The sequence below is a fragment of the Providencia sp. UF-224 genome (genome assembly GCF_058245955.1).
In genome coordinates this window covers 19896-32878 of record NZ_JBSICC010000003.1, presented here as the reverse complement: position 1 = coordinate 32878, position 12983 = coordinate 19896, and the positions used below count along the sequence as shown (strand labels likewise).

The window sequence follows — 12983 nt, the reverse complement described above, 5'->3', positions numbered from 1 at the left end:
GAGACAAGTGGAAGTCTATACAAACGAAAATGATCAAGTTGACGCGATTAAACGCTTTTTCGCGAATTATGGCGCGCCATTAGTCATTGGTCTCGTCATTGGTGTGGGTGGGGTATTCGGTTGGAACTATTGGCAGTCTCATAAAGTCAATATCCTACAAGAAAGTGCGCAAAAATATGAAACCATTAACACCCAATTACGCTCAGGTTCAGAGCAGGGTGTTATTGCCGCACAAAAATTTGCAGCTGAAACGGATGATGTTTACAGTGCCATGATGGGGCTGGAGCTCGCGCAAATCGCGGTGGATAAAGGTGATTTAGCGAATGCGCAAACAGCATTAAGCAACGCGCTAGCAAAAGCGAAAACGGTTGATATGCAAGACCTTATCAATCTACGTTTAGCGCGAGTGCAACTTGCACAAGGCAACGCTGATGCAGCAATCGCTTCTGTAGCGAACATTAAAGGTAAGTCATGGCAAGCAACGGCACAGGATGTCCGTGGTGATGCCTTACTCCATAAGGGCGATAAAGTCGGTGCGAAAGCGGCTTACGCACAGGGGTTAGAAAGTGAAGGTTCTCAATCTCTTAGAGGTATTTTGACTCTGAAATTGAACAACGTATCTAATTCATAAGAAGAAAGGAAACGACAAACATGCAGTTGCGCAAAACTCTTTTGATAGGCCTCGTCGCTTCAGCTTTACTTGCCGGTTGTTCCAGCGAAACTGATTCTATCATTATGGCGCCACTTCCACAGGTTGAGAATCAATTTACCCCATCAATTGTTTGGGATAAATCTGTTGGTAACGGTGTTGAACAATTTTACTCTGAATTAGGGCCTGTTTGGGATGGTTCAGCAGTCTATGCGGCTGATCGTAAAGGTTTAGTGAAAGCATTAGAGCTCGATAGCGGCAAAGAAATTTGGTCTGTTGATCTCTCTAAGCGTACTGGCTTCCTTTCTGCTAATTTGTCTGCGCTGCTGTCTGGTGGTTTAACCATTGATGGTGACAAAATCTTTATTGGTACTGAACGCGGTACAGTGATTGCGTTGAACAAAGACGATGGACAAGTCGTTTGGGATGTGGAAGTTGCTGGTGAAGCGCTGTCTAAACCAACGGTTAGCAATGACTTAGTGATGATCCACACCAGCAATGGCCAGTTGCAGGCGTTAGATGTTAACAGCGGTGAAATCAAATGGACCGTGAACATGGATACGCCATCACTGTCTTTACGTGGTGAGTCAGCGCCAGCGGTCGCCTTTGGTGCCGCAATCGTCGGTGGTGATAACGGCCGTGTTAGTGCAGTGTTATTATCCCAAGGTCAGCTGATTTGGCAGCAACGTATTTCACAAGTGACCAGCTCAACTGAAATTGGTCGTTTGAATGATGTAGATATGTCACCAATCATTGACGATGGTAAAGTGTATGCGATTGCATACAACGGCACATTAGCTGCGTTAGATATGCGTTCAGGGCAAATTCTGTGGAAACGCGAATTAGGCTCAGTAAACAACATGGTGTTATCCGGTGAAAACTTATATCTGGTAGACCAAAATGACCGTGTGCTATCTGTACGTAAAAGTGATGGTGTAACACTGTGGACGCAAGAAGAACTGTTAAACCGTGGGTTATCTGCACCAGAAATGTATAATGGTTACCTTGTTGTTGGTGATAAAGAAGGTTATTTACACTGGTTGGATATGAACACTGGGGGCTTTGTTGCACAAAACAAACTGAATAGCTCCGGTATTCATGCACGTCCAGTCGTGGCGAGTGATAAGCTCATGGTTCAGGCGAAAAACGGAACAGTTTATCTGTTAACGCGTTAATTTCCTGACAAAACGCCATTTTATCGATAAAATAAACGGTTCCTGATAACAGGAGCCGTTTCGTTTTTTTGTTTTCTGAGTTTAAGCCTCAGAATTCCTTAGTTAATTAAAGTTGTGAGGCATCTAAGAATGATACCCGTCGTAGCGCTGGTAGGGCGTCCAAACGTAGGAAAATCCACGTTATTTAACCGTTTAACCCGTACCCGTGACGCATTAGTAGCGGACTTTCCTGGTCTGACTCGTGACCGTAAATATGGGCGTGCTGAAGTTGAAGGGCATGAATTCATTATTATCGACACGGGTGGTATCGATGGGACTGAAGAAGGTGTGGAAACACACATGGCAGCACAGTCCTTACAAGCGATTGAAGAAGCAGACATCGTACTCTTTATGGTTGATGCGCGCTCAGGCTTAATGCCTGCTGATGAAGGCATCGCTAAACACCTACGCAGTCGCAAGAAAAAAACCTATTTAGTTGCCAATAAAACTGATGGTATTGATGTTACCACGGCAATTGGTGATTTCTATTCCCTTGGCTTAGGTGAAATTCACCCTATCGCTGCCTCCCACGGTCGTGGCGTCACTCAACTAATCGAACAATCATTGAAACCATTTATTGGTGAAGATGAAGAAGAAGTTGAGTTAACGGAAGAAGAAGAAAATGCGGCATACTGGGCTGAGCTAGAAGCCGAAGGTGAGCTTGCTGAAGACGAAGAAGATGATTTTGACCCAACAACGCTACCAATTAAATTAGCGATTGTTGGCCGCCCTAACGTGGGTAAATCAACGTTAACAAACCGTATTTTAGGTGAAGAGCGTGTGGTTGTATTTGACATGCCTGGCACCACTCGTGACAGTATCTATATTCCAATGGAACGTGATGAGCGTGAATATATTCTCATTGATACGGCTGGGGTACGTAAGCGGGGTAAAGTCACTGAGACGGTCGAAAAATTCTCAGTCATCAAAACGTTACAAGCCATTGAAGATGCTAACGTAGTTTTATTAGTTATCGATGCACGTGAAGGTATTTCTGACCAAGATCTATCATTACTGGGCTTTATTCTGAATGCGGGTCGTTCATTGGTGATTGCGGTCAACAAATGGGATGGGATGAAGCCGGAAGATCGCGAACACGTTAAAGACATGCTTGAGCTACGTCTTGGCTTTGTGGATTTTGCGCGTATTCACTTTATTTCTGCACTACATGGCAGCGGCGTTGGCAACTTATTTGAATCTGTTCAAGAAGCCTATGAATCTGCAACACGTCGTGTTGGTACGGCATTGCTGACCCGTATTATGAAAATGGCCGAAGATGAGCATCAACCACCGTTGATCCGTGGTCGTCGCGTGAAAATGAAATATGCGCACGCAGGCGGACATAACCCACCGATTGTGGTGATCCACGGTAACCAAGTGTCTGATTTACCAGATAGCTATAAACGTTATTTGATGAACTATTTCCGCCGTTCATTACAAGTGATGGGAACACCAATCCGTATTCTGTTTAAAGAGGGTGAAAACCCGTATGCAGATAAGAAAAACAAGCTAACTGCAACGCAATTACGTAAGCGTAAGCGTTTAATGCAGCATTTGAAAAAACGTTAGAATGTCATTAAGGCGTATTTTGCCTTAATGAAAGTCAAAGCCGTAACACATCAACCTGTTACGGCTTTTTGTTATATTATCTTTTGACAATTTTAGCGACTAAAGCGCAAACCCGTGCGGCCAATAATGAATAACAATGGCGTCGACGGGTCATAAATGATTGAGGGAATTTATGGATACTCGTTCTTCCACACGTCTAAATAAATATATAAGCGAAAGCGGTATTTGCTCAAGACGTGAAGCCGACCGTTATATTGAGCAAGGTAATGTGTTTATCAACGGGAAACGTGCAGGTATTGGTGACCAAGTTTTTGCAGGTGATATCGTTAAAGTAAATGGTCAACTGATTGAAGCGCGTAATGAAGATGACTTAATCTTGATAGCCCTCAATAAACCTGTGGGGATCGTCAGTACGACAGAAAGTGGTGAGAAAGATAATATTGTTGATTATGTTAATCACAGTACCCGTATTTTTCCGATTGGGCGTCTTGATAAAGACTCCCAAGGACTGATTTTTTTAACTAACCACGGGGATCTGGTCAATAAAATTCTGCGTGCAGGCAACTCCCATGAGAAAGAGTATCTTGTGACGGTCAATAAACCGGTTACCGACGAGTTTATCCGTGGCATGGGCGCAGGTGTTCCTATTCTTGGCACAATGACCAAAAAATGTAAGGTCAAAAAAGAAGCGCCATTTGTTTTTCGCATTACCCTTGTACAAGGGCTTAATCGCCAAATCCGTCGTATGTGTGAACATTTTGGCTTTGAAGTCACGAAACTCGAGCGTATTCGTATTATGAATGTTGGACTTGCAGGAATACCTGTAGGTGAATGGCGTGATTTAACCGACGATGAGCTTATTGAACTATTTGATATGATGGAAAAATCAGAATCAGATATTAAGCCGAAAAAATCACAAAAAGTGCAGACAAGCAATAAAAGTAGTAGTGCGAAACAAAGTACAGGAAGTAAACCCAAGGCAAAACCTGAAAACCCTACACGTAAAAAATTTACACAACCGGGTCGTAAAAAGAAAAAGCGTTAACGTGTGGGTTTAGTTAAAATTTTACTGCAATATAAGGCTGAGTGATTGGGCATTTACAGTGCTTAAACATCGGCCTTTTTTATATAAATAATGAAAACACGATTGGATAATTAATTACATTTTAATTTATTGGTTTGTGGTGAACAATTAAGGTTTATCGAGTACCAGCCCAACATCTTCCCAACTTTTTTGTGTTTGTAAGGCCACTTTTTCCCCAAATAGTTTACGTGCATTATTCACTGTTGCGGTTGCAAACTGTTTGAAGTTAGATTTTGATGTAATTTCAGGATCGGACACCGCAGCTATCCATATTTTCCCAGCAACATCCCAAGTATTACCGCCTAATTCAGTCGCCAATAAGTAGAATGCGCGATTTGGAATACCTGAATTAATATGAACACCACCGTTATCAATAGTATAAGGTAGATCCTTATAATCTTGCATATGAGCAACTTGCGGGTCTTTATTGTACTTTGAAAAGTAATACGCACTACCGGGTTTAGACATAGAACGCAGGGCAGGGGCTTTAACTTTATCAATGAACAGTTTTTCCCCAAGTAACCAATTGGATGTGCTAGCACTTTCATTGTTGATAAACTGCTTGACCATGATGCCGATAACGTCAGCAACAGATTCATTTAATGCACCAGATTGAAATATATAGTTAAAATTGGCTTTTGAGCTAATGTAGCCATGAGCAAGTTCATGCGCGATTATGTCAATGTCATTGTAGAATGGACCAAAAGTTTTTCCATCTCCATCCCCAAAGAAAATAGCTTGAGAATCCCAGAAAGCATTGGCGTAGTTTGTTCCAAAATGAATAATCGCATTGATATCAGCAGCACAACCAAACATTTGATCAATATTTAATTTCTCCTTGAAAAATTGGCGGATCGTACCGATAGAATTGAAAACATGGCCAGCAGGTGCTGATGGTGCTTTGGCATCCTCTTCAGTCATGATGACTTTATAATCATCATAAAGCATATGTTCATCGGTTGAGAGTTCATCACGTTGGCAAATAGGCAAATCAGAATGTTGATGACTTTGGTGTGCAACAGGCTGTTGTGCATCACGGATAACACGGTTGTAAGCATTATCTTTGCACAGAGAAAGTAAATTACGCTGGCGTTGAACTTCTTCATCAGAAGAAACGCGGCTCATCATATCATTAATGTGTATTAGGGTAGATTTAAGCTCATTTGAACCATTTTCAGCGATGAAATTTGATACTAAACACGGGGATAATAATGAACGGGCAAGGATTTGACTCATGTTATAACTCCATTTCAAGTGGGTGAGATGGAATCATAATCGGTTATTTTTTATTTGTAACTATATGATATCTAAGGAACTAAGTTAATGATTGCTGCATTTTATTAGAAAGGTAAAAACGCAATATTTCTACCTTTCTCTATAAGTGCATATTATTAATTATGGTGATAACCACTCTTTACCTGAAATTAAAAAGTCAGTATAGAGTTTTTCTTCGGGACTATTTGATGCGGGATGATAGTCATATTCCCAGCGAACAAGTGGAGGCATTGACATTAGAATTGACTCGGTTCGACCGCCACTTTGTAAACCAAATAATGTACCTCTATCCCAGACAAGGTTAAATTCGACATAGCGACCACGGCGATATAACTGAAATTGTCTCTCTCGTTCGCCCCATGGATAGTCGCGTCGTTTTTCTACAATCGGTACATATGCGTCTAAAAAACCATTACCGACAGCTTGGGTAAAATTAAAACAGTGATCGAAGCCGCCTTGGTTGAGGTCATCATAGAACAAACCGCCAACACCCCGAGGTTCGTTTCTATGCTTCAGGAAAAAGTATTCATCGCACCAATGTTTATATTTGGGATAAACATCTTCACCGAAGGGGCTGCATAAATCTCGTGCAACAGTATGCCAATGAACAACATCTTCAGTGAAACCATAATACGGTGTTAAATCAAACCCGCCGCCAAACCACCAAACGGGAGCTTCTCCCTCTTTTTCGGCAATAAAAAAGCGCACATTAGCATGTGTGGTTGGGATATATGGATTTAGAGGATGGATGACTAAGGAAACGCCCATCGCTTGGTAGCTACGGCCTGCCAGTTCAGGTCGGTGTGCGGATGCAGAGACCGGCAGTTGAGCACCTTTGATATGTGAAAAATTGACACCCGCTTGCTCGAATAGAGTGCCATTTGTTAAAACACGGCTACGACCGCCACCACCTTCAGCGCGCTCCCATGTTTGCTCTAGAAAAGTTTCCTTACCATCTAGCTCAGTGATTTTTTTGCAAATAGACTCTTGTAAGCTTTGCAAATAGGCTTTTACACGATCGATATCAGGGTAATTCATTGTTTTATAATAAAACCAAAGGGAAAAAATAATGGTTAAAGTATACCCCTTTAAGGTAAAAAAGGCATATTGAATATTGATTGTGTTGTAAAACCAGTGATAATGGCAGGAAGATTAGTTTAAACGGGCAAATGTTATGGAAATACGGATCTTCCGCCAAAGTGATTATGAAGAGGTGCTGACATTATGGGAGCGTTGTTCCCTTAATGAATTCTCAGGTGACCCTGAGCTAGACATCGAGCGTAAATTACAATGTGGTGCAGACTTGTTTTTAGTTGCTGAAGTAACTGGGGAAGTTGTTGGCACTATTATGGGGGGTTATGATGGTATCCGTGGCACTGCCGTTTATCTTGCTGTACACCCTGATTATCGTGGGCGCGGCATCGCCAATGCGTTAGTGAGCCGTCTTGAAAAGAAATTGATTGCTCGTGGGTGTGGTAGGATAGAATTATTAGTGAGTGAAGAATCTGATGCCGCTATCTATATGTTTGAAAAAATGCAGTATGAAGAAGAACAGCCTGAGCGCTTGATTTACTCGAAAAAATTAACACACGAAACGGATTTCTAAGTTAATTGCTATTTGTTGACCCATTGATTTGAATGTTTCGGCAAATAGATTGTCACAATATGCATTATGCGACGAATTAAAGAGGATGATATGTCCCAACATGCAAATTTAAACACCCCAGCGTGGTTTGCCCCAACGTTAAAAATTTCACTTTTAGGCACCGTGTTAATGTTATCGGGCTGTGCAGGGTTTAAAGTTTTCTCTCCATCAACGTGGTTCAGTAGCCCACTTATGGTGTCCAGCTCTGGTCTTGGCCAAGTGACTAATTTTACCCCCATGCAGGCGGATACTGTTAAAGAACAACTGAATAACCGTTATGCCATCCGTAATGGGATGCAAATGGAAAATGGCGAGGTCGTCACGATTTTCCAAGGTATTGATGACGATAAAGTTAAAGTTGAAATTATTGGCCCTGAGCATGGTTATGTCTCACGAATTGTGGTGAGTGACCCGAATGTTGTGACGGAGTGGGGGCCAAAAATCGGTACGCCATTTAGCGATATTTATGAAAAAGCCTTTGGCGTGTGTGGATTAGGTGAGCGTGTCGATAATGCCCCTACAGTGGAATGTAATTCACCACAATCTAGCCAAGTGGTGTATCGCTTTACAGGTAAATGGCAAGGCCCTGAAGATTTAATGCCGTCAGATAACGACCTAAAAGAGTGGGAAATCTCTCAAATTCTTTGGCATAAATAAGTTTTCTTCAAAAAATACCGTAAGTGGCTAAATCATTTACGGTATTTTTTTATCTCTCCGATATTTTTTCTATTAAATTTCTTAAAGAAATTTCCCCTTTGTTAAATTTTCTTTCTTATAATAGAGAGCGAAACCTATAAAGCCTTGCGTTAAAACAAGGTGAAGAAGATGACGATAAGGTACGATAGTGATATCGTCCTAGATAATAGATAGGTTAGATAACATATTCATTTTACGAGGTTTACCGTATGTCTCATTCTCAAAGTGGTATTTTGAAAGAACACAGTCGTTTCGGTATTTTTATTGAAGCATTGGTGCAAGAAGGTTCGCTGGATGAAGTGAAAGCAGGTTGCAAAAACTTTGTCGATGCTTTAACAAAATTACAGGCGCAGTATCCAGATGACCGTCTAGGTGCAGTGATTGCGTTTGGTTCTGATACGTGGAAGCAAATGGGGCATGCAGAGAGTGCACCTGAACTAAAGCCGTTTCGAGCACTCGGGAAAGGGCTGGCACCTGCAACTCAGCGCGATATGTTCATTCATATTCAGTCCTTACGCCATGATATTAACTTTTCATTAGCGCAAGCGGCACTAAAAGCATTCGGTAAGTCCATCAATGTCGTTGAAGAAATTCATGGTTTCCGCTGGGTTGAAGATCGCGATTTAAGTGGCTTTATTGATGGCACTGAAAACCCACAAGGGGAAGAAATTGCCGAAGTTACCTTGATTGAAGAAGGGAACGATAAAGGTGGAAGCTACGTTTTAGTGCAACGTTATGAGCACGATTTAAGAAAGTGGGATCGTTTTTCTGAACATGAACAAGAAAAAATGATTGGCCGAACGAAGAAAGACAGCGTTGAACTGGATGAAGATGCTCGAAATGTCACTTCCCACGTCTCTCGTGTCGTGATTGAAGAAGACGGTGAAGAGCTTTCCGTGATGCGCCACAGCTTGCCATATGGGACAGCAAGCGGTAAACACGGGTTATTTTTCATCGCCTATTGCGCAAGGTTACACAATATTGAACAGCAACTGTTAAGCATGTTCGGTGAAAAAGACGGTAAACATGATGACCTGCTGCGTATGACGAAAGCGGTCTCTGGCAGCTATTATTACGCGCCATCTATTGAAACCTTGCTTGCGCTATAGATGACTCCTGCCGCACGGATGCGGCGATTTCCTTTTCTTTAAAGCACTTTACTGAGTTACTATTTTTCGTGATTTTTCATGGCTTTTTGCAACTCTTTACGTGCCGCCTCGGCGAGAAAAGCACTTCGGCTATCGTATTCAGGGTTCATTTTTACTAACCTATCAATACGATATAATAACCGATGTGGCAAAGTGATATTAATTCGCTCAGCTCGTCCATCATATTTATCCATATCAATATCGACAAATACCCAGACACCCTGCTGGTAGTCATTTGCGTTTGTTGTAACATGGTACTGCTGTGATTGAGGTAATGGAATATCGAATCCTTTTTCACATAATAATTCAAAATGTGCATCAATTGCTGATTTTGCTTCGGTGTAAGCCTGCTCAACGTTATCACCAGCAAAAGTGCATCCTGTAATATCAGGAAACCAGCCACTTGCACTGCCATCCTGATCAATCTCTATAAAGGCAGGATAAAGCATGAGTTCATCTCCATAAAGATAGCGCTCAGTGACGAACGCTTCTTTCGATTAGTGTTTCAGTTTCGCGGCCTTAAGAATTTGATTTAATGTGCCTATTTTCAAATCTTTTTGTGGATACGGAACTGTAATGATAATTGAAAAATGTGGATGGGAAAATTGATGATGGCTTCCTTTTATACGTTCAAGTTCCCAACCATTTTTCTGTAATATATTTATCAGTTCCGAACTTTTCACGATCCCTCCAGTTCGTTAACTGATATACACACGATACACACCGTGTTATGACTACTCAAGTATAAAGTGGATGTCATGTGTTTTTTGAGACAATTTATCAACGTATCACTAAGCTTAATTTTATAACTGAACAGTATTCACGTACTTAACTTGCTAATACTTAATGAAATCTTAGTGCTTATTTCCTCTGTTTCTTTGTTATTCCAATTTGATATATCAAAACTTGATTGATAACTACACAGTTATAACTAAAACCGCTACAGTGAAGCCATACAGATATTTGGTTTAGTAACGAATGGGAATGACATGAAAACAACTTTTTTTAAGAAAACGGCTTTAGCCAGCTTAGCGACTGTGTCTTTATTAGGTAGCCCGCATTTATTCGCTGCTGAACTGCTTAACAGTTCATATGATATTGCTCGTGAATTATTTGTGGCGCTGAATCCAACGTTTGAAAAACAGTGGAATGCGGCTCATCCCGATGACAAATTAACCATCAAGCAATCTCATGCAGGGTCATCAAAGCAAGCCTTGGCGATTTTGCAGGGGCTAAGAGCGGATGTGGTGACCTATAACCAAGTAACAGATGTGCAAATTTTGCATGATAAAGGGAATTTGATCCCCGCAGATTGGCAGGCACGCTTACCGAATAACAGCTCACCTTATTATTCCACGATGGCTTTTTTAGTGCGTAAAGATAACCCGAAAGGGATTAAGACATGGGATGACCTTGTCCGTAGCGATGTGAAATTGATTTTTCCAAATCCAAAGACATCTGGCAATGGCCGTTATACCTACCTTGCCGCTTGGGGTGCATTTAACCAAGAAAACAAAGGCGATACTGCGAAAACACGCGAGCAAATGAAGCAATTCCTTAAAAATGTGGAAGTGTTTGATACTGGTGGCCGCGGTGCGACAACCTCGTTTATTGAGCGCGGTCTTGGGGATGTGCTGATAAGTTTTGAGTCAGAAGTGAACAATATCCGTTCACAATACGGTGAATCTGATTACGAAGTGATCGTCCCACCAGTGGATATTTTGGCGGAGTTCCCTGTGGCTTGGGTGGACAAAAACGTGCAAAAAAATGGCACGGAAGATGTTGCAAAAGCCTATTTAAATTATTTATATAGCCCGCAAGCACAAGAAATTATTACTAATTTTAATTACCGCGTGAATGACAAAGCGGTAATGGAAGCGAACAAAAGCAAATTCCCAGAAACGAAATTATTTACTGTTGAATCCCAATTTGAGAGCTGGCCAAAAGTGATGGATGTGCATTTCTCAACGGGAGGGGAGTTTGATGAACTAATGGCACAAGGGCGCCGTTAATGAATCGGTCTGGAAAGCGTTTTCTGCCGGGCTTTGGCCTGACGCTAGGTAGCAGCTTGTTTTATACCTGTTTGATTTTGCTGTTACCGATGAGTGCGTTAGTGATCCAATTGTCGGAGATGACATGGCAACAATATTGGGCAGTGATTAGCTACCCGCAAGTGGTTGCGGCTTATAAAGTGACATTGTTGTCTGCTTTGGTGGCAAGCTTATTTAATGCGGTATTTGGCATGTTATTAGCATGGATCTTAACCCGTTATCGCTTTCCAGGCAGAACATTACTAGATGGTTTAGTGGACTTGCCCTTTGCATTGCCAACGGCAGTTGCTGGGTTAACACTGGCGACCTTATTTGCGACATCAGGTTGGTACGGTCAATATCTTAACCAGTTTGATATTAAAGTGGTGAATACTTGGTTAGGTATTGCCGTGGCAATGGCATTTACCAGCATTCCATTTGTGGTACGCACTGTTCAGCCTGTATTGGAAGAACTCGGGCCAGAATACGAAGAAGCTGCACAAACATTGGGGGCGAGTCGCTGGCAAACTTTTCGCCGTGTGATCATGCCAGAGCTTTCCCCGGCATTACTAGCGGGAACCGTTTTGTCATTCACGCGTAGCCTCGGCGAGTTTGGTGCAATAATCTTTATTGCAGGAAATATTGCTTGGCAAACCGAAGTGGTTTCTTTAATGATTTTCAGCCAGTTACAGCAATTTGATTACCCTGCGGCAAGTGCGGTTGCATCAGTGATTTTAGCCGTATCGCTACTCTTGTTATTCAGTGTCAATTTAGTTCAAAGTCGCTTTGGTAAACGGTTGGGGGGGAAATAATGGCGCAAATTACTCCGCTACAAACTGCCCAACGGACACCGGTTAACTGGGGAAAATGGTTTCTTATCGCCGCAGGTATTTTCTTTTCCATCCTGTTGCTGGTGATCCCAATTATTTGGATTTTTATCACGGCGTTTCAAAAAGGGTTAGGAGAAGTTCTGCTTAATTTATCTAACCCAGATATGCTTCATGCTATTGGATTAACAGTATTAATTGCGTTGATTACGGTTCCTGTTAATTTGATTTTTGGAACGATGATGGCATGGTTAGTGACGCGATTCCAGTTCCCAGGGCGGCAATTATTACTCACATTGGTCGACATCCCTTTTGCAGTTTCACCAGTGGTCGCAGGGCTGTTATACCTGCTATTTTATGGCTCAAACAGTTGGCTTGGTGGGTGGCTTGAAGGTTTTGATATCCAATTGATGTTTTCATGGCCAGGAATGGCGTTAGTCACCATATTTGTGACTTGCCCATTTGTGGTGAGAGAGTTGGTACCACTGATGTTAAGCCAAGGAAGCCAAGAAGATGAAGCTGCGGTATTACTTGGCGCATCAGGTTGGAAAATGTTTTGGCGCGTTACATTGCCGAATATTCGCTGGGCGCTGTTATACGGCGTTGTGTTAACTAACGCGCGGGCAATTGGTGAGTTTGGTGCTGTATCGGTCGTGTCAGGCGCTATTCGTGGTGAAACCTACACTTTACCGTTACAAGTTGAACTATTGCATCAGGACTATAACACGGTCGGTGCCTTCACCGCTGCGGCTATTCTTGCGCTCATGGCCATTATTACGCTAATTCTTAAAAGTGCTTTACAGTGGCATTTAAGCCGTCAGCAGTCTGAATCAGGAGTCCATTAAA

The 12983-nt window shown here is 42.0% G+C and carries 14 protein-coding genes; 10 read left to right on the top strand and 4 right to left on the bottom strand.

Features of this window, described 5'->3' with window-relative positions; all coding sequences use genetic code 11:
- Positions 1-7: 7 nt before the first annotated feature.
- The 4 genes from AC4IFO_RS04215 (at position 8) to rluF (ending at position 4477) form a co-directional block, all read left to right on the top strand.
- A complete protein-coding gene (locus AC4IFO_RS04215; RefSeq protein WP_490732119.1) occupies positions 8-631 on the top strand; it encodes a YfgM family protein in 624 nt (207 codons plus the stop codon).
- A gap of 20 nt (positions 632-651) precedes the next feature.
- The gene (gene bamB, locus AC4IFO_RS04210) at positions 652-1824 is read left to right on the top strand and encodes an outer membrane protein assembly factor BamB (protein WP_490732117.1); all 1173 of its coding nucleotides are present in this window, start codon (positions 652-654) and stop codon (positions 1822-1824) included.
- A 129-nt stretch (positions 1825-1953) separates the two neighbouring features.
- Entirely contained in the window at positions 1954-3432 is a 1479-nt protein-coding gene (gene der, locus AC4IFO_RS04205; RefSeq protein ID WP_219247039.1) for a ribosome biogenesis GTPase Der, read from the top strand.
- 172 nt (positions 3433-3604) lie between these two features.
- The gene (gene rluF / locus AC4IFO_RS04200; RefSeq protein WP_490732114.1) at positions 3605-4477 is read left to right on the top strand and encodes a 23S rRNA pseudouridine(2604) synthase RluF; all 873 of its coding nucleotides are present in this window, start codon (positions 3605-3607) and stop codon (positions 4475-4477) included.
- A 147-nt stretch (positions 4478-4624) separates the two neighbouring features.
- Here rluF and AC4IFO_RS04195 read toward each other — a convergent pair whose 3' ends face one another.
- Together AC4IFO_RS04195 and hemF are read right to left on the bottom strand one after the other, a co-directional pair.
- Positions 4625-5752 (bottom strand): M4 family metallopeptidase, encoded by a 1128-nt coding sequence (locus tag AC4IFO_RS04195; protein ID WP_490732112.1) that lies wholly within the window; start codon positions 5750-5752, stop codon positions 4625-4627.
- A gap of 159 nt (positions 5753-5911) precedes the next feature.
- Positions 5912-6829, bottom strand: coding sequence for an oxygen-dependent coproporphyrinogen oxidase (hemF, locus tag AC4IFO_RS04190; protein WP_490732111.1), 918 nt, complete (start codon positions 6827-6829; stop codon positions 5912-5914).
- A gap of 136 nt (positions 6830-6965) precedes the next feature.
- Between hemF and AC4IFO_RS04185 the strand changes: the two genes are divergently transcribed.
- The 3 genes from AC4IFO_RS04185 (at position 6966) to AC4IFO_RS04175 (ending at position 9241) form a co-directional block, all read left to right on the top strand.
- Entirely contained in the window at positions 6966-7397 is a 432-nt protein-coding gene (locus AC4IFO_RS04185) for a GNAT family acetyltransferase (protein ID WP_490732109.1), read from the top strand.
- Positions 7398-7487: 90 nt separating this feature from the next.
- Positions 7488-8093 (top strand): RpoE-regulated lipoprotein, encoded by a 606-nt coding sequence (locus tag AC4IFO_RS04180; RefSeq protein ID WP_490732107.1) that lies wholly within the window; start codon positions 7488-7490, stop codon positions 8091-8093.
- Positions 8094-8341: 248 nt separating this feature from the next.
- A complete protein-coding gene (locus AC4IFO_RS04175) occupies positions 8342-9241 on the top strand; it encodes a Dyp-type peroxidase (RefSeq protein WP_490732105.1) in 900 nt (299 codons plus the stop codon).
- 59 nt (positions 9242-9300) lie between these two features.
- On the opposite strand, the gene AC4IFO_RS04170 is transcribed toward AC4IFO_RS04175, so the two are convergent.
- Positions 9301-9729: a type II toxin-antitoxin system HicB family antitoxin gene (locus AC4IFO_RS04170; protein ID WP_490732103.1), complete on the bottom strand. Its 429-nt coding sequence runs from the start codon at positions 9727-9729 to the stop codon at positions 9301-9303.
- 48 nt (positions 9730-9777) lie between these two features.
- Positions 9778-9963, bottom strand: coding sequence for a type II toxin-antitoxin system HicA family toxin (locus AC4IFO_RS04165; protein WP_490732101.1), 186 nt, complete (start codon positions 9961-9963; stop codon positions 9778-9780).
- Positions 9964-10269: 306 nt separating this feature from the next.
- Between AC4IFO_RS04165 and AC4IFO_RS04160 the strand changes: the two genes are divergently transcribed.
- From AC4IFO_RS04160 to cysW, 3 genes are read left to right on the top strand one after another with little or no spacing between them, the layout of a single operon-like run.
- The gene (locus AC4IFO_RS04160; protein ID WP_490732099.1) at positions 10270-11292 is read left to right on the top strand and encodes a sulfate ABC transporter substrate-binding protein; all 1023 of its coding nucleotides are present in this window, start codon (positions 10270-10272) and stop codon (positions 11290-11292) included.
- Positions 11292-12122, top strand: a complete 831-nt coding sequence (gene cysT / locus AC4IFO_RS04155; protein ID WP_490732097.1) for a sulfate/thiosulfate ABC transporter permease CysT — start codon at positions 11292-11294, stop codon at positions 12120-12122. Before AC4IFO_RS04160 ends, cysT begins: the two co-directional genes overlap by 1 nt.
- Positions 12122-12982, top strand: a complete 861-nt coding sequence (gene cysW / locus AC4IFO_RS04150) for a sulfate/thiosulfate ABC transporter permease CysW (protein WP_490732095.1) — start codon at positions 12122-12124, stop codon at positions 12980-12982. The genes cysT and cysW overlap by 1 nt, the downstream gene beginning before the upstream one ends.
- The last annotated feature ends 1 nt before the right edge of the window (position 12983 follow it).

What these genes read in the sequence shown, in the direction of transcription:
- bamB (WP_490732117.1), top strand. Translation starts at nt 652, where the DNA reads ATGCAGTTGCGCAAAACTCTTTTGATAGGCCTCGTCGCTTCAGCTTTA.
- der (WP_219247039.1), top strand. Translation starts at nt 1,954, where the DNA reads ATGATACCCGTCGTAGCGCTGGTAGGGCGTCCAAACGTAGGAAAATCC.
- rluF (WP_490732114.1), top strand. Translation starts at nt 3,605, where the DNA reads ATGGATACTCGTTCTTCCACACGTCTAAATAAATATATAAGCGAAAGC.
- AC4IFO_RS04195 (WP_490732112.1), bottom strand. Translation starts at nt 5,752, where the DNA reads ATGAGTCAAATCCTTGCCCGTTCATTATTATCCCCGTGTTTAGTATCA.
- hemF (WP_490732111.1), bottom strand. Translation starts at nt 6,829, where the DNA reads ATGAATTACCCTGATATCGATCGTGTAAAAGCCTATTTGCAAAGCTTA.
- AC4IFO_RS04185 (WP_490732109.1), top strand. Translation starts at nt 6,966, where the DNA reads ATGGAAATACGGATCTTCCGCCAAAGTGATTATGAAGAGGTGCTGACA.
- AC4IFO_RS04180 (WP_490732107.1), top strand. Translation starts at nt 7,488, where the DNA reads ATGTCCCAACATGCAAATTTAAACACCCCAGCGTGGTTTGCCCCAACG.
- AC4IFO_RS04175 (WP_490732105.1), top strand. Translation starts at nt 8,342, where the DNA reads ATGTCTCATTCTCAAAGTGGTATTTTGAAAGAACACAGTCGTTTCGGT.
- AC4IFO_RS04170 (WP_490732103.1), bottom strand. Translation starts at nt 9,729, where the DNA reads ATGCTTTATCCTGCCTTTATAGAGATTGATCAGGATGGCAGTGCAAGT.
- AC4IFO_RS04160 (WP_490732099.1), top strand. Translation starts at nt 10,270, where the DNA reads ATGAAAACAACTTTTTTTAAGAAAACGGCTTTAGCCAGCTTAGCGACT.
- cysT (WP_490732097.1), top strand. Translation starts at nt 11,292, where the DNA reads ATGAATCGGTCTGGAAAGCGTTTTCTGCCGGGCTTTGGCCTGACGCTA.
- cysW (WP_490732095.1), top strand. Translation starts at nt 12,122, where the DNA reads ATGGCGCAAATTACTCCGCTACAAACTGCCCAACGGACACCGGTTAAC.